Annotated in this window: 13 protein-coding genes and 1 pseudogene; 11 read left to right on the forward strand and 3 right to left on the reverse strand. The window is 70.2% G+C overall.

Features of this window, described 5'->3' with window-relative positions:
- Positions 1-18: 18 nt before the first annotated feature.
- The 4 genes from D3869_RS29435 to tauD are packed head-to-tail and all read left to right on the forward strand — an operon-like array spanning position 19 to position 4,147.
- A complete protein-coding gene (locus tag D3869_RS29435) occupies positions 19-822 on the forward strand; it encodes a taurine ABC transporter ATP-binding protein (protein WP_137143202.1) in 804 nt (267 codons plus the stop codon).
- Positions 819-1,673: an ABC transporter permease subunit gene (locus D3869_RS29440; RefSeq protein WP_137143203.1), complete on the forward strand. Its 855-nt coding sequence runs from the start codon at positions 819-821 to the stop codon at positions 1,671-1,673. Before D3869_RS29435 ends, D3869_RS29440 begins: the two co-directional genes overlap by 4 nt.
- Positions 1,674-1,701: 28 nt before the next feature.
- Entirely contained in the window at positions 1,702-3,255 is a 1,554-nt protein-coding gene (betC, locus tag D3869_RS29445) for a choline-sulfatase (RefSeq protein ID WP_137143204.1), read from the forward strand.
- A 34-nt stretch (positions 3,256-3,289) separates the two neighbouring features.
- Complete coding sequence (gene tauD / locus D3869_RS29450) at positions 3,290-4,147, forward strand: taurine dioxygenase (protein WP_137143205.1); 858 nt, start codon at positions 3,290-3,292, stop codon at positions 4,145-4,147.
- 184 nt (positions 4,148-4,331) lie between these two features.
- On the opposite strand, the pseudogene D3869_RS34235 reads toward tauD, so the two are convergent.
- The 3 genes and pseudogenes from D3869_RS34235 to D3869_RS29465 form a co-directional block, all read right to left on the reverse strand.
- Positions 4,332-4,515: pseudogene (locus D3869_RS34235) on the reverse strand (IS701 family transposase); the annotation flags it as partial.
- A gap of 83 nt (positions 4,516-4,598) precedes the next feature.
- Complete coding sequence (locus tag D3869_RS29460) at positions 4,599-7,394, reverse strand: PAS domain S-box protein (protein ID WP_137143207.1); 2,796 nt, start codon at positions 7,392-7,394, stop codon at positions 4,599-4,601.
- Positions 7,391-7,576: a hypothetical protein gene (locus tag D3869_RS29465; RefSeq protein ID WP_137143208.1), complete on the reverse strand. Its 186-nt coding sequence runs from the start codon at positions 7,574-7,576 to the stop codon at positions 7,391-7,393. Before D3869_RS29465 ends, D3869_RS29460 begins: the two co-directional genes overlap by 4 nt.
- 782 nt (positions 7,577-8,358) lie before the next feature.
- On the opposite strand from D3869_RS29465, the gene D3869_RS29470 reads away from it, so the two are divergent.
- From D3869_RS29470 to D3869_RS29500, 7 genes are read left to right on the forward strand one after another with little or no spacing between them, the layout of a single operon-like run.
- Positions 8,359-9,207, forward strand: coding sequence for an SDR family oxidoreductase (locus D3869_RS29470; RefSeq protein WP_137143209.1), 849 nt, complete (start codon positions 8,359-8,361; stop codon positions 9,205-9,207).
- Between the two features lie 3 nt (positions 9,208-9,210).
- Positions 9,211-10,044: an MIP/aquaporin family protein gene (locus D3869_RS29475; RefSeq protein ID WP_137143210.1), complete on the forward strand. Its 834-nt coding sequence runs from the start codon at positions 9,211-9,213 to the stop codon at positions 10,042-10,044.
- Positions 10,025-11,587, forward strand: a complete 1,563-nt coding sequence (locus tag D3869_RS29480) for a GMC oxidoreductase (protein WP_137143211.1) — start codon at positions 10,025-10,027, stop codon at positions 11,585-11,587. Before D3869_RS29475 ends, D3869_RS29480 begins: the two co-directional genes overlap by 20 nt.
- Entirely contained in the window at positions 11,584-12,591 is a 1,008-nt protein-coding gene (locus D3869_RS29485; protein WP_137143212.1) for a VOC family protein, read from the forward strand. The genes D3869_RS29480 and D3869_RS29485 overlap by 4 nt, the downstream gene beginning before the upstream one ends.
- Positions 12,584-14,677, forward strand: a complete 2,094-nt coding sequence (locus D3869_RS29490) for an FAD-dependent oxidoreductase (RefSeq protein WP_137143213.1) — start codon at positions 12,584-12,586, stop codon at positions 14,675-14,677. The genes D3869_RS29485 and D3869_RS29490 overlap by 8 nt, the downstream gene beginning before the upstream one ends.
- Positions 14,678-14,692: 15 nt before the next feature.
- Positions 14,693-16,756 carry an amylo-alpha-1,6-glucosidase gene (locus D3869_RS29495; RefSeq protein WP_247896101.1) on the forward strand — a complete coding sequence of 688 codons (2,064 nt, stop codon included), beginning with the start codon at positions 14,693-14,695 and terminating at the stop codon, positions 16,754-16,756.
- A gap of 3 nt (positions 16,757-16,759) precedes the next feature.
- The gene (locus D3869_RS29500) at positions 16,760-19,450 is read left to right on the forward strand and encodes an MGH1-like glycoside hydrolase domain-containing protein (RefSeq protein WP_137143214.1); all 2,691 of its coding nucleotides are present in this window, start codon (positions 16,760-16,762) and stop codon (positions 19,448-19,450) included.
- Positions 19,451-19,525: the final 75 nt, after the last annotated feature.

Below are 19,525 nucleotides of genomic sequence, written 5' to 3' on the forward strand. Positions count from 1 at the left end.
CCGGACGGGAGGTGCGTCATGCTCCGGGTGCAGAACGCCAGCGTGTTCTTTCCAGGCCGTGACGGCGGGGTGATCCACGCGCTGGACCGCGCGTCGCTGGACATCGACGCCAACAGCGTCGTCGTCGCGCTGGGCGCGTCGGGCTGCGGCAAGTCCACGCTGCTGAACGCCATCGCCGGCTTCCTTCCCCTGTCGGACGGCAGCATCACGCTGGATGGCCGGCCGGTGGAGCGCCCCGGCGCCGACCGCGGCGTGGTGTTCCAGAAGGACACGCTGCTGCCCTGGAAGAGCGTGCTGGACAATGTGGCGCTCGGCCTCGATTTCGCCGGCCTCCCCCTGCGGGAGCGGCGGGACCGCGCCGCGGAGCTGCTGCGCCTCGTCGGGCTGGAGGGCTTCGCCAAATCGGCCCCTCACGAGCTGTCCGGCGGCATGCGCCAGCGCGTCGGCATCGCCCGCGCGCTGGCCACCGACCCGAAGATCCTGCTGATGGACGAGCCGTTCGGCGCGCTCGACAGCCTGACGCGGGAGCAGATGCAGGAGCTGCTGGTGGACGTCTGGGCGCGCACCGGCAAGCGCATCTTCTTCATCACCCACTCCATCGAGGAGGCGCTGTTCCTCGGCACGACGGTGGTGGTGATGTCGCCGCGCCCCGGCCGGATCGTCGCCCGCTTCGACCTCGATTTCGTCCGGCGCTTCGCCGCCGAGCGGGACGTGCGCGCCATCCTGTCCGACCCGGAGTTCGGGGACCTGCACAACCGCATCCGCGATCTCGTCCACCGCCCCCACCACGCGGCGGCCCACCGCGGGGAGACGCTGCAATGACCGACGCCGCCCGCACGACCGCCGGCCCCCTGGCCGAAACCGCCGCCCGGCCCCGGACCGTCGCCCTGCGGCCCTTCGGGCTGGACGGCGCGCGGACCGGTCCGATCAGCGCGGTCACCGGCCTCCTGCTGATCGCGGTCTGGTTCCTGGTGTCGCACTACCGGCTGGTGACGCCGCTGTTCCTGCCCGCACCGGGGGAGGTGGCCGCCCAGTTCCTCGCCATCCTGGAGGACGGCTACGCCGGCGCCACGCTTGGGGAGCATGTGTCGGCCAGCCTGCTGCGCATCCTCGCCGCGGCGCTGATCGCGGCGTCGCTGGGCATCCCGCTGGGGCTGGCGATGGGGCTGAACCGCTGGGCCAAGGGCGTTCTCGACACCCCCATCGAGTTCTACTGGCCGCTGCCGCCGCTGGCCTATCTGCCGCTGATGATCATCTGGCTGGGCATCGGGGAGGTGTCGAAGATCGCCCTGCTGACGCTGGCGATGTTCGCCCCGATCTGCCTGTCGGCCCAGGCCGGCGTGCGGTCGCTGCCCATCGAGCGGGTCAACGCCGCCCTGTCGCTGGGGGCCACGCGCTGGCAGCTCTTCCGCGCCATCGTGCTGCCCAGCGCCCTGCCGGAGATCCTGACCGGCCTGCGCATCGCCATCGGCGTCGGCTGGAGCACGCTGGTCGCCGCGGAGCTGATCGCGGCGACGCGCGGCATCGGCTTCATGATCATGTCCGCCTCGCATTTCCTGGCCACCGACGTCGTGTTCGTCGGCATCGGCATCATCGCCGCCTGGGCCTTCGCCTTCTCCTACGGGATGCGCCTGCTGGAATCCTGGCTGGTGCCCTGGAAGGGCAAGACCTGACGCCCTTCAGAACCGGAGTGCCTTAACCGTGCCGCGGCCCCCCAACATCCTGTTCATCATGGCCGACCAGATGGCGGCCCCCGCCCTGCCCTTCCATGGTCATCCGGTGGTCAAGACGCCGAACCTGTCGCGGCTGGCCGCGGAAGGCGTCGTGTTCGACAACGCCTACTGCAACTATCCGCTCTGCGCGCCGTCGCGCTTCGCGCTGCTGTCGGGGCGGCTGCCCTCGGCCATCGGCGCCTTCGACAACGCGGCGGAATTCGCCTCCTCCGTGCCGACCTTCGTGCATTACGCCCGCGCCGCCGGCTACCGCACCTGCCTGTCGGGCAAGATGCATTTCGTCGGCGCCGACCAGCTCCACGGCTTCGAGGAGCGGCTGACCACCGACGTCTATCCCGCCGATTTCGGCTGGACGCCCGATTGGGGGAACGGGGCGCTGGCCTACGACTGGTCGCATCACATGGCGAGCGTGGTCGAGGCCGGCCCCTGCCACCGCAGCCTGCAGATCGACTTCGACGAGGAGACCGCGCATCAGGCGGTGCAGAAGATCTACGATTACGGCCGCACCGCAGACGAGGCCCCCTTCCTCCTGGCGGTGTCCTTCACCCATCCGCACGACCCCTTCAACTGCCTGCCGGAACACTGGGACCTCTACGACCACGCGGAAATCGACCTGCCCTCGGTGCCGCCCATCCCGCCGGAGCGGCTCGATCCGCACAGCCGGCGGCTCCATTACATGGATGGGCTGCACCGCTACGACCTGACGGAGGAGCGGGTGCGCACCGCCCGCCACGCCTATTACGGCTCCATCAGCTATGTGGACGAGCTGGTCGGGCGCCTGCTGACCGCGCTGGAGCGGGCCGGACTGGCCGACGACACCATCGTCGTCTTCACCGGCGACCATGGCGAGATGCTGGGCGAGCGGGGCATGTGGTACAAGATGACCTTCTTCGAATGGTCGTCCCGCGTGCCGCTGCTCGTCCACGCTCCGGGACGCTGGGCGGCGCGCCGGGTGTCGGCCCCGGTGTCGCACGTCGATCTGTTCCCCACCATCCTCGACCTTCTCGACGGGCGGGCGCCGCTGCCGGTCGACCCGTTCGACGGCGAAAGCCTGCTGCCCCTGCTCGCCGGTTCGTCGCGCGGCGCCGGCCGCACCATCTTCGCGGAGTATTTGGGAGAAGGGACGCTGAACCCCGCCTTCATGGTGCGGCGCGGCCGCTACAAATACATCGCCTGCGACGGCGACCCGCCGCAGCTCTACGATCTGGAGGCCGACCCGAAGGAGCTGGTCAACCGCGCCGGCGCGCGCGATCTCGCCACCATCGAGGCCGATCTGGCCGCATCCGTCGCGCGGCGCTGGAACGCCCCGGCCCTGCGCCGGGCGGTGATCGAAAGCCAGAACCGGCGCCTGTTCATCCACAAGGTCCTGCTGACCGGACGGCACACGCCCTGGGATTTCCAGCCCCACCGCAGCGCCGCCACCTCCTACGTCCGCAACTTCGGCGTGGCGGAGGACACGCTGAAGGCGCTGGCTCGCCTGCCCGCGGCCGAGCCGGTGCCGCCCGATTTCCCGAACGCCTGATCGGAAGACCACACACCGTCCATAGGGATCCGCCATGCCCGACATCACCCTGCCGACCCTGTCCATCACGCCCGTCAGCCCGGCCATCGGCGCGCGGGTGACGGGCCTCGACCTGACCCGTCCCTTGAGCGACGCGGAGGCCGCGGCGCTCCAGCGGGCGCTCGTCACCCATCAGGTGCTGTTCTTCGAGGACCAGCCCCTGACGCCGCAGACGCAGCGCGCCTTCGCTGCGCGCTTCGGCGACCTCCACATCCACCCCGTCTACCCGAACGTGCCGGAACAGCCGGAGATCATGGTGCTCGACACCGGGCCGCACAACCCGACCGACAACGACGTCTGGCACACCGACGTCACCTGCATCGAGACGCCGCCGGCCATCGTCGCGCTGGCCGGCAAGCGAATCCCGCCGAGCGGGGGCGACACCGTCTGGGCCAGCAACATCGCCGCCTACGCCGCGTTGTCGGAACCGCTGAAGCGCCTGCTGGAGCCGCTGAGCGCGCTGCACGACTTCACCAAGTCCTTTCCGGAATGGCGGCACAACGGCGATCCGGAGACGCACGCACGCTGGCGCGCGGCGCGCGACCGTCACCCGCCGGTGGTCCATCCCGTGGTCCGCGTCCACCCGGTCAGCGGTGCCAGGGCGCTGTTCGTGAACGAGAACTTCACGGCCCGCATCGTCGGGCTGAGCGACCGGGAAAGCGCCGCCATCCTCGGCTTTCTGTTCGACCACATCAGCCGGCCGGAATTCACCGTGCGCTGGCAGTGGAAGCCGGACGACCTCGTGCTGTGGGACAACCGCTCCACCCAGCATTACGCGGTCAACGACTACCTGCCGCACAGCCGGCTCATGCACCGCGCCACCGTCCTGGGCGACCGCCCCGTCGGTCCCTGAACGCATCGCCTCGCAACACCAACCGACCCCTGAGGAGGAACCGGGGCCGCGCCGGGATTCCGGGAGCCCCGCATCCGGCCCGTGGTCGGTGGGAGCGGAGCTGGACTGGGATCCCGGCAGAACCCCCGTGGACAACATGAACAGCGTCCACACGGACGGCTACGCCACTGTCGATCTGCGCAGCACCTACGCCATCAGCGCGCATCCACCCGGTCTTGCGCCGTTCCGGCCCGAGCAGCCCGTCCAAGAATGCGCCGGCCGACGCCGCCGTGCCGGCCTGCAAGAACAGCGGCCGCAGCCGCGCCTTGGCTCCACGCAAGCTCGCCTGACCACAACCCCAGCAGGTCCTCGACCGCGACACCGGACATGGCAACCTGCCAAAGCCTGCTCAACAGGCGGGAGGCCAGTACTTCGCAACTGTAATGCCAGTCCGAGTCAGATCATCGTCGCGTCACGTCTGCCTTTCGCTCGACGCCGCAGTGAGCATGCTGATGAGGTCATCGATGCGGTACGGCTTGGCCAGAACGCGCACCCCTTCTGCTTGGGCGACCTTTTCGCTGTATCCGGTGGTCAACACGACCGGCAGGCCAGGGCGCAGGCGCCGAGCTTCACGAGCCAAGTCCACCCCGTTGAGCCGCCCCGGCATCACGACATCGGAGAACAGCAGGTCGATGCGCGCACCGCTCGTCAGCAGCGGGAGAGCGGCATCCGCCGTGGGGACCTGTGCCACCTCATAGCCGGCGTCCTCCAACGCCGCGGCGACCGTGGACGCCACGATGGGATCATCCTCGACGAGCAGCACGCGCCCGCTGCGCTGCGCCGCCGCCGCCGGGCGTGCCGTTCTTTCCTCCACCGCTCCGGCCGACGCGACGGAGCGGCGCAGCAGCAGGACCACGGTGGTGCCCCGGCCCGGTTCGCTGTCGATCAAGGCGGTGCCGCCGGCCTGACGCGCCAAGCCGTACACTTGGGCCAGACCGAGGCCGCTGCCCTTCCCGACCTCCTTTGTGGTGAAGAAGGGATCGAAGGCCCGGGCCCGCACGTCGGCCGGCATGCCCGCGCCGGCATCGCTGACCGACAGGCGGACAAACTCTCCTTCCAGCCCCGTCGGGTCGCCAGGAGCGAGCACCGTATTCTCCGCCTCAATCGTCAGCCGACCACCCTCGGGCATGGCATCCCGCGCGTTCACCGCCAGATTGATGAGCGCCAGCTCGAACTGCGTCGGGTCCGCCTCGATCAGCCAGAGGCCTGGGGCGAAGATCGTGGCAAGACGGATGTCGGCGCGCAGCGCCCGCTCGAGAAGCGTGGACATGGCGAGAACACGGTCGCGCACGTCGATCGGTTCGGGGCGCAGGCCCTCGCGACGGGCGAACGCCATCAGCTGCTGCACCAACTTGGCGCCGCGGTCCACCGCCTGCTCGCCCGCATCCAGCAAAGGCTGCACCTTCGGCTCGTTGGTTCGCCGGCGGATCATGCTCAGGCAGCCGCCGAGCGCCTGCAGCAGGTTGTTGAAGTCGTGCGCCAAGCCGCCGGTGAGCTGCCCCACCGCCTCCAGCTTCTGCGCCTGCCGGAGTTGGTTTTCGGCCTGCCGCAAGGCTTCCTCGCGCTCCTTCTCGGCCGTGACGTCGCGCCCGACGGCATGGACGAGGCCGGCATCCGGCACCGCCGTCCACGCGATCCAACGGTACGAGCCGTCCTTGTGCCGAAGACGGTTCACAAACCGCTTCGTGGTGTGTCCCTCCGCCAAGAGCCTATTCTCGGCGTGTGTTGCCTCCTGATCGTCGGGATGAATGAAATTGAGGGATGACTGCCCCAGCACTTCCTCTTCCAACCAGCCCAACATGGTGCCCCAGGCCGGGTTGACCGCCGTGATCGTCGAGTCCAGGCGGTGCACGACCATGACGTCGGTCGTCAGCCGCCACATGCGGTCCCGCTCGGCCGTACGCTCGGCGACACGGGTCTCCAGTGTCGCGTTCAGCTCCCGCAAAGCCTGCTCGGCCCGCTTGGTCGGGGTGATGTCCAGAACGAATTCGAAGGCGGTGCTGTCATCGAGCAGGGTCGCGGCGAACAGCGCCCACCAGCGCGTGCCATCCTTGCGAATGTATTCCTTCTCGTAAGGCGTGGTCTGCCCAACGGCCTTCAACTCCGCGAAAGCCTTCTCCGAGGCATCCAGCCATTCCGGAGGGGTCAGCCGCTGCCAAGTCAGGAGACCGGTGTACAGGTCCTCGCGGCTGTAGCCGCTCATTGCCAGGAACGCCTCGTTGGCCTCCGTGATGCGGCCTTCCATGTCGAAGTAGATGGCGCCGACCGTCTTGATCTCCAGCGCGGTGCGGAGGCGCGCCTCGCTGGCGCGCAACGCCGCTTCGGCCCGCTTCACCTCGGTGACGTCGCTGCCCTGGACGAACAGGCCCGTCACCCGCCCAACGGCGTCGCGGATCGGCTGGAAGATGAAGGTGACGAAGCGCTCTTCCAGCGGTGCCCCCGGGGAGCGCTGCAACTTGGCCGGCACGCCGTGGCCAACGAAGGGTTCGCCGGTCGCGTAGGCTTGGTCCGCCCAATCGAAGAAGCCTTGCCCCTCGATCTCGGGCAAGGCTTCGCGGACCGGCTTGCCGATGATGTCGCGGTGACCGACGAGCTGAAAGTAAGCGTCGTTGGCCATCTCATAGACATGCTCGGGGCCGCGCCAGACGTAGCAAAAGCCGGGGGCCTGCCGGAACAGCTCGCGCAGGCGGTCGCTCTCAGCCGCCAGCCGCCGTTTGGCGAACACCTCCTCCGTGGTCTCGATGCACGGGCAGAAAAACCCGGCAACCGCGCCGGTCTCGTCGCGGACCGGCGTGTAGGAGAAGGCGAAGTGGGTTTCCTCGGGATAGCCCTTGCGGTGCATGACGAGCGTGATGTCGTCCATGTGCACCGCCCGGCCGGCGTAGGCCTGCTCCACGATGGGAGTGAGATCGTTCCGGATTTCGGACCAGACGTCGAGGAATGGCTGGCCCAGCGCTTCAGGGTGCTTGCGCCCGAGAATCTCGGCATAGGCGTCGTTGTAGAGCAGGGTTTGCGTCGGCCCCCAGGCGACGAACATGGGCTGACGCGAGCCCAGCATGACGGAGACCAGCGTGCGCAGCGGCATGGCCCAATGCTCGGGGGGGCCAAGTGGCGAGGCCGTCCAGTTGTGCGCCCGCATCAACGCGCCTGTTTCGCCACCCTGATCCAAAAAGGAAGCGAACGCCTGCCAAGCAACGGCACCGTTCATCGGCTTCGCGGCTGCGCGTGGATGGCGGCACCGTCCAGCGGCTTGGCGCGTTCCCGTCGATGCACGCCGGCATGGGCGACCTCGCTGGCGGCTTGATCGCGGCCGAACACCACGTTCGCTTCCACGATGCGGCGGGGTTCAAAAGTAAGCGAGACGTCGAAGGGGATGCGGATGATCATCATGATCAGACCATATAGCTGTTCGGCCCGGTGTGGCACAACGTAACCAAGCATTCCCTTTGGAGGTATGCCCCCGGACCTTCGCTTTTGAGATGATGCTCACACTCCGCAAAGGCCAAGCGTCCAGCTTCAACATCACGCGCGACATGCGGGGCGAGGCGCGCTTCGGCGAACGCACCTCCAACCTTGGACCCGGTGTGCTCACCGAGGCCGTGCAGTTCATCAGCTTGAGATGGTCCACCGCTGGGTCGTGACGTTCTCGCCGGCGATTTCCGGCAACCTACAGCGCCACTCGGTTTCCCGCCGTACCCTGCGCACCGTCCGGGCACAGTCGGTGACCGATTGGCAGGCCGCAACCGCCGCAGCGTGAAGCCGTCTGGGGCTCCGGGCTTTCGGTGCGTTGGTTCAGTTCACGTGACAAAGCCCTCACCAAGCATACCCTTATTCATCGTGGAATCGCGCCTCACTCCAGGCAAGAGGCCTGGAGCTACGACCTCTTGATCGTGGGCATCGACGGCATGGAGGTTGGGCATGAGCATAGCCGCCCTGCATCGAACCGATTGACCAGGACAATTTCACAAGCATCCCTCCCCCGGCCTACCCTGGCGACATGACGTAATGGCCGCCGAGGGAGGGCGTCATGAGCATCCTGCGTAGTTTCGCCCGCGATTGGGCTCGCTGGTCGAAGGCCGAGCGAGAGGCCGCCGTGGTCTTCGTTGTCGTGGCGCTGGTGTCCCCCGCCACTTGGCTGCTGTGACGGCTCCGTAATTCCAAGGGAGAACGCTATGGAAGGCGATTTCGGGCTGGCCCTGCGCGGGCCGGCGACAGGAAAGCTGCGCCCGCTGGCCGGGCAGCGGGCGCTGGTCACCGGTGGGAATTCCGGCATCGGCCGGGCCATCGCACTGGCCCTGGGCGAGGCCGGGGCGGACGTCGTGGTCAATTACGTGTCGGGCGACGAAGCCGCCGGCATGGTGGCGGAGAACATCCGCGACGCCGGCGCGCGCTCCCTACCGGTCAAGGCCGACGTGTCGTGCGAGATCCAGGTGGAGGCAATGTTCGCCCGCGCCGTTGAGGCCTTCGGCGGCTTGGACATCCTGGTCAACAACGCCGGCCTGCAGCGCGACGCGCCCTTGGAGGCGATGACGCTGGAGCAGTGGAACACGGTGGTCGGCGTCAACTTGACCGGCCAGTTCCTGTGCGCCCGCGCCGCCGTGCGCGCCTTCAAGCGCCAGGGCTTCCGCCCCGAGGTTTCGCGGGCGCTCGGCAAGATCGTCTGCGTCAGCTCCGTCCACGAGGTTATTCCCTGGGCCGGGCACGTCAACTACGCGGCCAGCAAGGGCGGCGTGATGCTGATGATGAAGACCCTGGCACAGGAGCTGGCGGCGGACCGTATCAGGGTCGTCGGCGTGGCGCCGGGCGCCGTCCGCACCCCCATCAACCGCGAAGCCTGGGAAACGCCGGAGGCTCACGCGGAATTGCTGAAGCTGATCCCCGCCAAGCGCATCGGGGAGCCGGAGGACATCGCCAACGCGGTGGTCTGGCTGGCCAGCGACGCCGCCGACTACATCACCGGCACGACGCTGTTCGTGGACGGCGGCATGACGCTCTACCCCGGTTTCGAAGCCGGAGGCTGAGCCATGGCCGGTCTGCTCCGAAACCACTGGCCGGAATACCTGATGGAGGCCGCGGGGCTCGGCCTGTTCATGATCTCCGCCGGGCTGTGCGCCACGCTGCTGGAGCATCCGGGATCGCCCCTGCACCAGGCCCTGCCCTCGCCCGTGCTGCGGCGCGCGCTGATGGGCGCGGCCATGGGGCTGACGGCGGTCGCCATCATCCACTCCCCCTGGGGGCGGAGGTCCGGCGCGCACATCAACCCGGCGGTGACGCTGGCCTTCCTGCGTCTGGGCAAGGTCCGGCCGGCGGACGCCGCCTTCTACATCGCCTTCCAATGCGTGGGCGGGCTGGGCGGCGCGCTTCTGGTCGCGGCACTGCTGGGGCGGCGCTTCACGAGCCCGCCCATCGCCGCCATCGCCACCGTACCGGGCGCGGCCGGCCCGGCCGTCGCCTTCGCCGCGGAGCTGACCATGGCCTTCCTGCTGATGGGCATGGTGCTGGTCACCACCAACCGCCCGGGGTGGGAACGCTTCACCGGCGTCGGCGCCGGCCTTCTGGTCGCGCTTTTCATCACCGCGGCGGCGCCGCTGTCAGGGATGAGCATCAACCCGGCCCGCACGCTGGCCTCCGCCGTCCCGAGCGGCCTGTGGACGGGGGCCTGGATCTACGCGATGGCGCCGCCGCTTGGGATGCTGCTGGCGGTGGAGGTGTACCGGCGCCTTCCGGGCCGGCGGCCGGTGCGCTGCGCCAAGCTGAACCACGACCCGCGCAGCCGCTGCATCTTCTGCGGCGATCCCGCCTGCAGGGCGCCGCGATTGATCAATCAGGGAGGAGTCCATGCCCACGGACCGGTATGACGTGATCATCATCGGCTCGGGTGCCGGCGGCGGCACGCTGGCGTACCATCTGGCCCCGACCGGCAAGCGCATCCTGCTGCTGGAGCGCGGCGAGCATTTGCCCCGCGAGCGCGAGAACTGGGATTCCCGCACCGTGGTGGTGGAGGGCAAGTACAAGGCGGCGGAGACCTGGTACGACAAGGACGGCCGCGCCTTCCACCCCGGCACCCATTACTGCGTGGGCGGCAATACGAAATTCTATGGCGCCGTGCTGTTCCGCCTGCGGGAGCGTGACTTCGGCCCGCTGCATCACCGGGACGGCATCTCCCCGCCCTGGCCGATCTCCTACGCCGACCTCGCCCCCTACTACACCCGGGCGGAACGGCTCTATTCCGTGCATGGGGAGCGGGGCAGCGACCCCACTGAGCCGCCCTGCGACGATCCCTACCCACACCCGCCGGTCAGCCACGAGCCGCGCATCCAGGCGCTGTTCGACGATCTGAAGCGCGCCGGCCAGCGCCCTTTTCCCCTGCCGGTCGGCATCCGGCTGGACGAATCCGCCCCTCACCGCAGCGCCTGCATCCGCTGCTCCACCTGCGACGGCTTCCCTTGCCTTATCCAGGCCAAGGCCGACGCGCACGTCACCTGCGTCGCACCGGCGCTGGAGCACCCGAACGTCACTCTGCTGACCGGCGCCTATGTGGACCGGCTGGAAACCAGCCCGTCTGGCCGGGAGATCACCGGCGTGGTGGTCCGCCGCAACGGCGTGGAGGAAACCCACCGGGCCGACATCGTCGTGGTGTCCTGCGGGGCCATCAACTCCGCGGCGCTCCTGCTGCGCTCCGCCAGCGACCGGCATCCGGGCGGGCTCGCCAACCGGTCGGGCGTGGTCGGGCGGCATTACATGTGCCACCTGAACTCCGCCCTGATCGCCGTGTCGCGGCGGCCAAACCCGACACGCTTCCAGAAGACGCTGGGGCTCAACGACTTCTACTTCGGGGCGGACGACTGGGACTTCCCGCTCGGCCACATCCAAATGCTGGGCAAGACCGACGCGGCGATGTTCTCCGCGGAGAGTCACGGCCTGCTGCCGGCCGGTGCGGCGGAACGCTTCGCCTCCCACGCGCTGGACTTCTGGCTGACGTCGGAGGATCTGCCCGACCCCGACAACCGGGTGGAGGTCGGCCGCGACGGGCGCATCACCCTGCGCTACACCCCCAACAACGTCGAGGCGCACGAGCGGCTAACAACCAAGCTCAAGCAGCTGCTGCGCCACATCGGCTGCGAACGCACGCTGATCCCGCGCGAGGCCTATTTCGGCAAGCGCATCCCCATCGCCGGCACCGGCCACCAGAACGGCACGATCCGCTTCGGCCATGACCCGGAAACGTCGGCGCTGGACGTCCACTGCAAAGCGCACGACCTCGACAACCTCTACGTCGTGGACGCGAGCTTCTTCCCGAGCAGCGCCGCGGTGAACCCGACGCTGACCATCATCGCCAACGCCATCCGCGTCGGCGACCATCTGGCCGCGCGCTTGGGCGCGCAGGGGGGTGCGGCATGAAACGCTCGCCCCTCCCCATCCTCTTCCTTGTGGGCTTCGTCGTCCTGCTGTCGGCCGCGGCCGTCCGGGGGCAGACCGTCCGCGCGGTGGACTCGGTGGGCATCACCGTGTCCGACATGGACCGCGCGCTGGCCTTCTATCGCGACGTCCTGACCTTCGAGCCGGTGGCCGACACCGAGGTCGCGGGCGACGCCTACGAGCGGCTGACCGGCGTCTTCGGCGCCCGCATCCGCATCGTGCGCCTGCGGCTTGGTTCGGAAGCCATCGAGCTGATCCAGTACCTCGCGCCGGAGGGCCGGCCGATCCCTGTGGATTCCCGCAGCAATGACCGCTGGTTCCAACACATCGCCATCATCACCGTCGACATGGACGCCGCCTACGCCCGGCTGCGCGCGGCCAAGGTGCGCCACGCCTCCACCGGGCCGCAGACCCTGCCGGCCTGGAACCCGAACGCCGGCGGCATCCGCGCCTTCTACTTCAAGGACCCGGACGGCAACCCGCTGGAGATCCTCCAGTTCCCGCCGGGCAAGGGCGATCCGCGCTGGCAGGGGGCCGATGGCCGCCTGTTCCTGGGCATCGACCACACGGCCATCGTCGTCGCCGACACCGACGCCAGCCTCGCCCTCTACCGCGACCGGCTCGGCCTGCGCGTCGCCGGCACCAGCGAGAATTACGGCACGGAGCAGGAGCATCTGAACAACGTCTTCGGTGCCCGGCTGCGCATCACCACCCTGCGCGCCCCAAGCGGGCCGGGCATCGAGTTCCTGGAATACCTCGCCCCGCGCGATGGTCGCCCCGCCCCCGCCGACACACGCGCCAACGACCTGTGGCACGGGCAAGTGACCCTGCTGACCGACGACGATCCCGCCCCGGCCGCCGTGCCCCTGCCGGACCCGGCCCTCGGCCTCGCCCGCGCGGTGATGGCGCGCGACCCGGACGGGCACGCCTACGTCCTCGGCAATCCCCTCGGGAATTCCCGGCACACGGAGCTGAGCCATGAGTGACCGCCTCCTCCGCACCGCCGTCGCCGCGCGCGACGCGCTGTCGCTCGCCCAAAAAGCAACCGGGCCGGCGCTGGACATCGCCGTCCGCCTGTGGCTGGCCCAAGCCTTCTGGGTGTCGGGCATCGTCAAGCTGCACGACTGGGAGCAGGCGCTTTATCTCGCCCGGTACGAATACCCGGTGTCCTGGCTGAATCCGGTGCCCGCCGCCTGGATCGGCGCGGGGATCGAGCTGCTGTGCCCGCCGCTGCTGGTGCTGGGCCTCGCCACGCGCCTCGCGGCGCTGCCCATGCTGGCGCTCGTGCTGGTCGCGCAGTTCGCCTACCGGCCGCTCGACGCGCACCTCGTGCAGGCCGCGCTGCTGGCGTGGCTGGTCGTCATGGGCGCCGGGCCGTTGTCGATCGACCGGCGGCTGGCGCGCGGCCTGCCCGACAGTGCCCTGCCCTTCGCCAAGCCCGCGGCGCGCCTGCTGGAGGCCGTCACCCGCCGTGGCGGACCGGCCGTCCAAGTGGCGCTGCGGCTGCTGGTGGCGGGCATCGCCGCACGCTCCGGCGACCCGGCCGGCACCATCGGGGCCCTTCTGCTGACCCTGGGTCTGGGCTCCCGACTGGTAGCCCTGGCCTTGATTGGGCTGATGCCGGCCGGCGCAGCGCTCTCCTGGCCCCTTTTGCTGGGTGTGGTCGCGGTCTTCGGCCCGGGGCCGCTGTCGCTCGACGGGCTTATCCGCCACACCATCGTCCGCCGCTGGCCGCGGCTGGCCGGCGTCACGCCGCCGCTGCCAGACGACGCGCCGCATGTGGTCGTGGTCGGCGGCGGCTTCGGCGGGCTGGCGGCGGTGCGCGGGTTGGCGCAGGCGGCCTGCCGGGTGACGCTGATCGACCAGCGCAACCACCACCTGTTCCAGCCGCTGCTCTATCAGGTGGCGACCGCCAGCCTGTCGCCCGCGGACATCGCCACGCCGATCCGCAGCCTGCTGCGCGACCAGGCGAACGCCCGCGTGCTGCTCGGCCGCGTGGTCGGCGTGGACACCGACGCCCGCGCGGTGCGGCTGGAGGATGGGCGCGCGGTGCCCTACGACCATCTCGTGCTCGCCACCGGCGCCCGGCACGGCTATTTCGGCCGCGAGGAGTGGGAGCCCGTCGCCCCCGGCCTGAAGAAGGTCGAGGACGCCACGGAGATCCGCCGCCGCCTGCTGCTCGCCTTCGAGGAGGCGGAGAACAGCGACGCCCCGGACGAGCGACGCGCCTTCCTGACCTTCGTCGTGGTCGGCGGCGGCCCTACGGGCGTGGAGTTGGCCGGCGCCATCGCCGAGCTGGCCCGCCACGGTCTGGAGGGCGAGTTCCGCGCCATCGACCCGGCCGAGGCCCGCGTCCTGCTGGTGCAGTCCGCCCCGCGCCTTCTGCCGACCTTCCCGGAGTCGCTGTCCGCCGAGGCCGCCGCGTCGCTGGAAGCGCTGGGCGTGACCGTCCTGACCGGAAGTGCGGTGGAGGTGGTGGAGGAGGGCGGCGTGACCGTCTCCGGCACGCGGATCGCGGCGCGCACCGTCTTCTGGGCGGCGGGGGTCGTCGCGTCGCCGGCGGCGCGCTGGCTGGGGGTGGCGGGTGATCGCGCCGGCCGGGTGCCCGTCGGCCCCGACCTGTCGGTGCCCGGCCTGCCGGAGGTCTTCGCCCTCGGCGACACGGCGCTGAGCCACGGCTGGGACGGCCAGCCGGTGCCCGGCCTCGCCCCGGCGGCCAAGCAGGGCGGCGCCCATGTCGCCCGCGTGATCCGCGCCCGGCTGGAGGGGCGGCCCGCCCCGGCGCCCTTCCGCTACCGCCACGCCGGCAGCCTCGCCACCATCGGGCGCAAGGCGGCGGTCGCCGATTTCGGCCGGGTCCGCCTGACCGGCGCCGCCGCCTGGTGGTTGTGGGGCATGGTGCACATCCTGTTCCTGTCGGGCATGCGCAACCGGCTGGGCGTGGCCGTGGAGTGGTTCTGGGCCTACCTGACCTTGCGCCAGGGGACCCGCCTGATCACCGGCCCGGCCGACCGCGCGCCCAAGCCGGCCCCCGTCGCCCCGCCCGCCCCCGCGCTGGAACGCGCCTCTTGAGAAAGGAGAAGGGCCATGACTCTGGTCATGACGCGTCCCCCAACCACCCTTGCCGACGGCATGGATCTGATGCCGGTCCGCTTCGGCCGCGCGGTCTGCGGCGATCCGGCCCAGGCGGAGCGGCGGGAATGGTGGCTCGCCAACGGGCTTGGCGCCTACGCCGCCGGGACCATCGCGGGCAGCCTGACGCGGCGCTACCACGGCCTGCTGGTCGCCCCGGCGGAGCCGCCGCTCGGCCGCCGGCTGGTTTTCGCCAAGGCCGACGCCACGCTGATCGCCGATGGTCGTGACTGGCCGCTCTTCACCAACCGCTGGGCGAGCGGCGCCGTCGCCCCCACCGGTCATGAGCATGCGGAGAGTTTCCAGCTCGACGGCCGCATGCCGGTCTGGACCTTCACGGCCGGCGGCCGGCGGGTCGAGGCGCGGGTGTGGCTGGAGCAGGGCGCCAACACCGTCACCGCCGCGTGGCGCCTGCACGCCGACGCCGGGGACGGGGACGGCGTCGCCCTGCGCGTGTCCCTGCTGGTCAACGGCCGCGACCACCACGGCACCACGGACCGCCACGGCTTCACCCCGGACCTCCGGATGGACGGCCCCAACCGCCTGCGCGTGGTCGAGCCCGGCGGCTTCGCGCTGACGCTCCACGCCCCCTGCGGGCGGATCGAGCCCCGCCGCGACTGGCACGCCGACTTCCTGCTGCCCGTCGAGGAGGAGCGCGGCCTTCCGCCCGTGGACCATCACCTGTGCGTGGGCGAGGCGGTCTTCGACCTTCGCCCTGGCCGATGGGTGGGCGTGGTCGGCAGCCTGGAGGCCGAGGCCGACACGGACACCGCCGCCTCCCTCGCCCGCCGCCGCGCGCAGGAGGCCGCGGTTCTGGCGAAGGCCGACGACGCGCTGCCAGAAATGGCTGGGGCCCCGGGCTGGGTGCGGCGACTGGTGCTGGCCTGCGACAGCTTCCTCTTCGCGCGGCCCCTGCCGGAGGTGCCGGACGGGCAATCGGTGATCGCGGGATACCCGTGGTTCGGCGACTGGGGCCGCGACACCATGATCGCCCTGCCCGGCCTGACGCTCGCCACCGGACGGGCCGACAGCGCACGGCGCATCCTGGAGACCTTCGCCCGCTTCGTGGACCGAGGCATGCTGCCCAACGTCTTCCCCGGGGCCGGGGAGCGGGCCGACTACAACACGGTGGACGCGGCGCTCTGGTATGTCGAGGCGTGGCGGGCCTACCTGGATGCCACCGACGACGTGAACGCGCTGGCGGGCGCCTTCCCGGTGCTGGCGGGCATCATCGACGAACACCGCCGCGGCACCCGCTACGGCATCGGGGAGGACCCGGCCGATGGCCTTCTGCGCGCCGGGGAGCCGGGGCTGCAGCTGACCTGGATGGACGCCAGGATCGGCGATTGGGTGGTGACGCCCCGGCACGGCAAGCCGGTGGAAATCAACGCGCTTTGGTTCAACGCGCTGTGCGCCATGGCCGGCTTCGCGGACCGGCTCGGCAAGCCCGCCACTCTCTACGGCGAGACGGCGGAGCGGGTGCGGCGCTCCTTCGGGCGCTTCGTCCGGCCGCAGGGCGGACTCTACGACGTGATCGACGGTCCGGACGGCGACGACGCCTCCATCCGGCCAAACCAGATCTTCGCCGTCAGCCTGCCGCACTCCCCGCTGGAGCCCGCCGTGCAGGCCCGCGTGGTCGCGGAATGCCGACGGGCGCTGCTGACCAGCCACGGCTTGCGCTCCCTCGCCCCGGACCACCCCGACTACCGCGGCCACTACTGCGGCGGCGTGTGGGAGCGCGACGGCGGCTACCACCAGGGGCCGGTCTGGGCGTGGCTGCTCGGACCCTTCGCGCTGGCGGTGCATCGGGTGACCGGCGACGCGGAGGCCGCGCAGCGGCTTCTGGAGCCCATCGCCGACCACCTGACCGACGCGGCCCTGGGCCAGGTCAGCGAGATCTTCGACGGCGACCCGCCGCACACACCGCGCGGCTGCCCCGTCCAGGCCTGGTCGGTCGCCTGCGTGCTCGAGGCGTGGTGGCGGCTGGAACAAGCAAAATCATCGAACGGGAGGACATGAACCATGCGAAACGTGGAACGGCAACGGCTTGAGGCCCAGCGCTCCGGTGCGGAGAACTGGCGGCTGTGGGGTCCGTACCTGTCGGAACGGGCCTGGGGAACGGTGCGCGAGGACTACAGCCCCCACGGCACGGCCTGGGAGGATTTCAGCCACGACCAGGCGCGCTCCCGCGCGTATCGCTGGAGCGAGGACGGGCTGGGCGGCATCAGCGACGACCGGCAGCGGCTGTGCTTCGCGCTGGCGCTGTGGAACGGCCGCGACCCGATCCTGAAGGAGCGCGCCTTTGGCCTGACCGGCAACGAGGGCAACCGCGGCGAGGACGTGAAGGAGTTCTATTTCCACCGCGACGCCACGCCGAGCCATTCCTGGCTGCGCTACCTCTACAAATACCCGCAGGCTGAATTCCCCTATGGATGCCTGCTCTTCGAGAACCGCATGCGCGGGCGAACCGACCCGCCCTTCGGCCTGCTCGACAGCGGCGTGTTCGACGATGGGCGCAGCTGGGACGTCGAGGTCACCTACGCCAAGGCGAGCCCGGAGGAGATTCACATCCGCATCGAGGCCGCCAACCGCGGCCCCGACCCGGCCGCGCTGCACCTGCTGCCCACCCTGTGGTTCCGCAACACGTGGAGTTGGTCGGGTGATGAAGCGCGTCCGATCCTGCGCGCTGTCGCCCCGCCGGCGGGCGCCGCCTGGGCGATCCGGACGGAGCATCCGGACCTCGGCGCCTACCACCTCTACGGCTCCGCCCCCGCCGAGCTGCTGTTCACCGAGAACGACAGCAACGCGGAGCGCTTGTGGGGCATCCCCAACGCCACCCCCTACATCAAGGACAGCTTCCACCGCCGCGTGATCCAGAACGAGACCGGCGCGGTCAACCCGGCGCTGGAGGGCACCAAGGCCGCCCCCTGGTATGTCCTCGACGTGCCGGCGGGTGAGGCGCGCGCCGTGGATCTCGTTCTTTCCGCCGTGCCCCTGGACCGGCCTTTCGCCCGCACCGCCGCCGTGTTCGCCGCACGCAGCCGCGAGGCCGACGCCTTCTACGACGCGCTGCTGCCCGACGCGGACGCGGAGGACAAGCGGGTGCTGCGGCAGGCGCTGGCCGGCATGATCTGGTGCAAGCAGTTCTTCCACTACGACGTGGCGCGCTGGCTGGACGGCGACCGGCTGCCGCCGCCGGACAGCCGCAAGGGGGGCCGCAACCGGTCCTGGAAGCACCTGACGTCGTCCGACATCATCTCCATGCCCGACACGTGGGAGTATCCGTGGTTCGCGGCCTGGGACCTCGCCTACCATTGCGCGGCGCTGGCACTGGTGGACGTGGACTTCGCCAAGGACCAGATCGAGGTTCTGCTCTCCGAACGCTTCCTGCACCCCAACGGCCAGATCCCGGCCTATGAGTGGGCCTTCGGCGACGTCAACCCGCCGGTGCACGCCATGGCCGCCTTGAAGGTCTTCCGGGCGGAGCGGGTGCAGCGCGGCGAGGGGGACACGCATTTCCTGCACCGCGTCTTCCACAAACTGCTGCTGAACTACGCCTGGTGGGTGAACCGCAAAGACGCCGACGGGCACAACGTGTTCGAGGGCGGCTTCCTCGGTCTCGACAACATCTCCGTCTTCGACCGCTCGCAGCCGCTTCCCCCCGGCTACAGCCTGAAGCAGGCCGACGCCACCGGCTGGATGGCCATGTTCGCGCTGAACATGGTCGTGATGGCGCTGGAACTGGCGGCGGAAGACCCGGACTACGAGGACATCGCCATCCAGGTTTACCAGCAGTTCCTCAGCATCGCGAACGCCATCGGCGGCCATGCGCCGGGGGCGGTGTCGCTGTGGGATGAGGCGGACGGTTTTTTCAAGGACCTGATCGTGTGCCCGGACGGCAAGGTCTCGCGCGTGAACGTCTATTCCATGGTTGGGCTGATCCCGCTGTTCGCGACGGAGGTGGTGGACCGCCGCCTGCTGGAGCGGGTGCCCCGCTTCCGCCGCATGCTCACCACCCACAAGGGCGGCAAGTTCCAGGGCAGCTATGTCTGCGCCTGTCCGGACTGGGAGAATGACCGGGGCGAGCATCTGCTGGCGCTGGTCGATCACACGATGCTGCCACGCATCCTCCAGCGCCTGCTCGACCGCGACCAGTTCCTGTCCGACTACGGCATCCGAAGCGTCAGCCGCATCCACGCGGAGCACCGGCACCTGGGTGACCTGCCCGGCGTCGGCCAGGCGCTGATCGAATATGTGCCGGGCGAGTCCACGTCCGGCCTGTTCGGCGGCAACTCCAACTGGCGTGGTCCGGTGTGGATGCCCGTGAACTACACGCTGGTGCAGTCCATCGAGAAGTTCCACCGCTTCCTGGGCGATGCCTACCGCGTGCCGGTGCCCTGCCTGGGCGGCCGGGAGCTGACCTTGAAGGAGATCGCCACCCTGATCGCCGACCGGCTGGTGTCGCTCTACCGCCCGGACGAGGCCGGCCGGCGGCCGGTCTATCGCACCCAGCCGCGCTTCCACGAGGACCCGCACTGGCGCGACCTGCTGCTGTTCTACGAGTATTTCCACGCCGACACCGGCCAGGGCCTGGGCGCCGCCCACCAGACCGGCTGGACGGGCCTGCTCGCCAACCTCGTCCTGCGGCGCCACCGGACGGACATTCCGGACTATTGGAAAGCGCACAGCTCCGGCGAGGTCGTGGACGCGTAGCGGAGCCGTCTGCCCCCACCCTTCCCACGCTGCCCCTGGGCCCCTTCCCTCCCTCCCCTCCGTCAACCGGGGAGG

Origin of the sequence: Azospirillum brasilense (assembly GCF_005222205.1) — a bacterium.
In the GTDB taxonomy this organism is placed as follows: domain Bacteria; phylum Pseudomonadota; class Alphaproteobacteria; order Azospirillales; family Azospirillaceae; genus Azospirillum; species Azospirillum brasilense_G.

Coding starts and splice junctions, on each gene's coding strand:
- D3869_RS29435 (WP_137143202.1), top strand. CDS start 19: ATGCTCCGGGTGCAGAACGCCAGCGTGTTCTTTCCAGGCCGTGACGGC.
- D3869_RS29440 (WP_137143203.1), top strand. CDS start 819: ATGACCGACGCCGCCCGCACGACCGCCGGCCCCCTGGCCGAAACCGCC.
- D3869_RS29460 (WP_137143207.1), bottom strand. CDS start 7,394: ATGAACGGTGCCGTTGCTTGGCAGGCGTTCGCTTCCTTTTTGGATCAG.
- D3869_RS29465 (WP_137143208.1), bottom strand. CDS start 7,576: ATGATGATCATCCGCATCCCCTTCGACGTCTCGCTTACTTTTGAACCC.
- D3869_RS29480 (WP_137143211.1), top strand. CDS start 10,025: ATGCCCACGGACCGGTATGACGTGATCATCATCGGCTCGGGTGCCGGC.
- D3869_RS29500 (WP_137143214.1), top strand. CDS start 16,760: ATGCGAAACGTGGAACGGCAACGGCTTGAGGCCCAGCGCTCCGGTGCG.
- D3869_RS29475 (WP_137143210.1), top strand. CDS start 9,211: ATGGCCGGTCTGCTCCGAAACCACTGGCCGGAATACCTGATGGAGGCC.
- D3869_RS29470 (WP_137143209.1), top strand. CDS start 8,359: ATGGAAGGCGATTTCGGGCTGGCCCTGCGCGGGCCGGCGACAGGAAAG.
- D3869_RS29490 (WP_137143213.1), top strand. CDS start 12,584: ATGAGTGACCGCCTCCTCCGCACCGCCGTCGCCGCGCGCGACGCGCTG.
- D3869_RS29485 (WP_137143212.1), top strand. CDS start 11,584: ATGAAACGCTCGCCCCTCCCCATCCTCTTCCTTGTGGGCTTCGTCGTC.
- tauD (WP_137143205.1), top strand. CDS start 3,290: ATGCCCGACATCACCCTGCCGACCCTGTCCATCACGCCCGTCAGCCCG.
- D3869_RS29495 (WP_247896101.1), top strand. CDS start 14,693: ATGACTCTGGTCATGACGCGTCCCCCAACCACCCTTGCCGACGGCATG.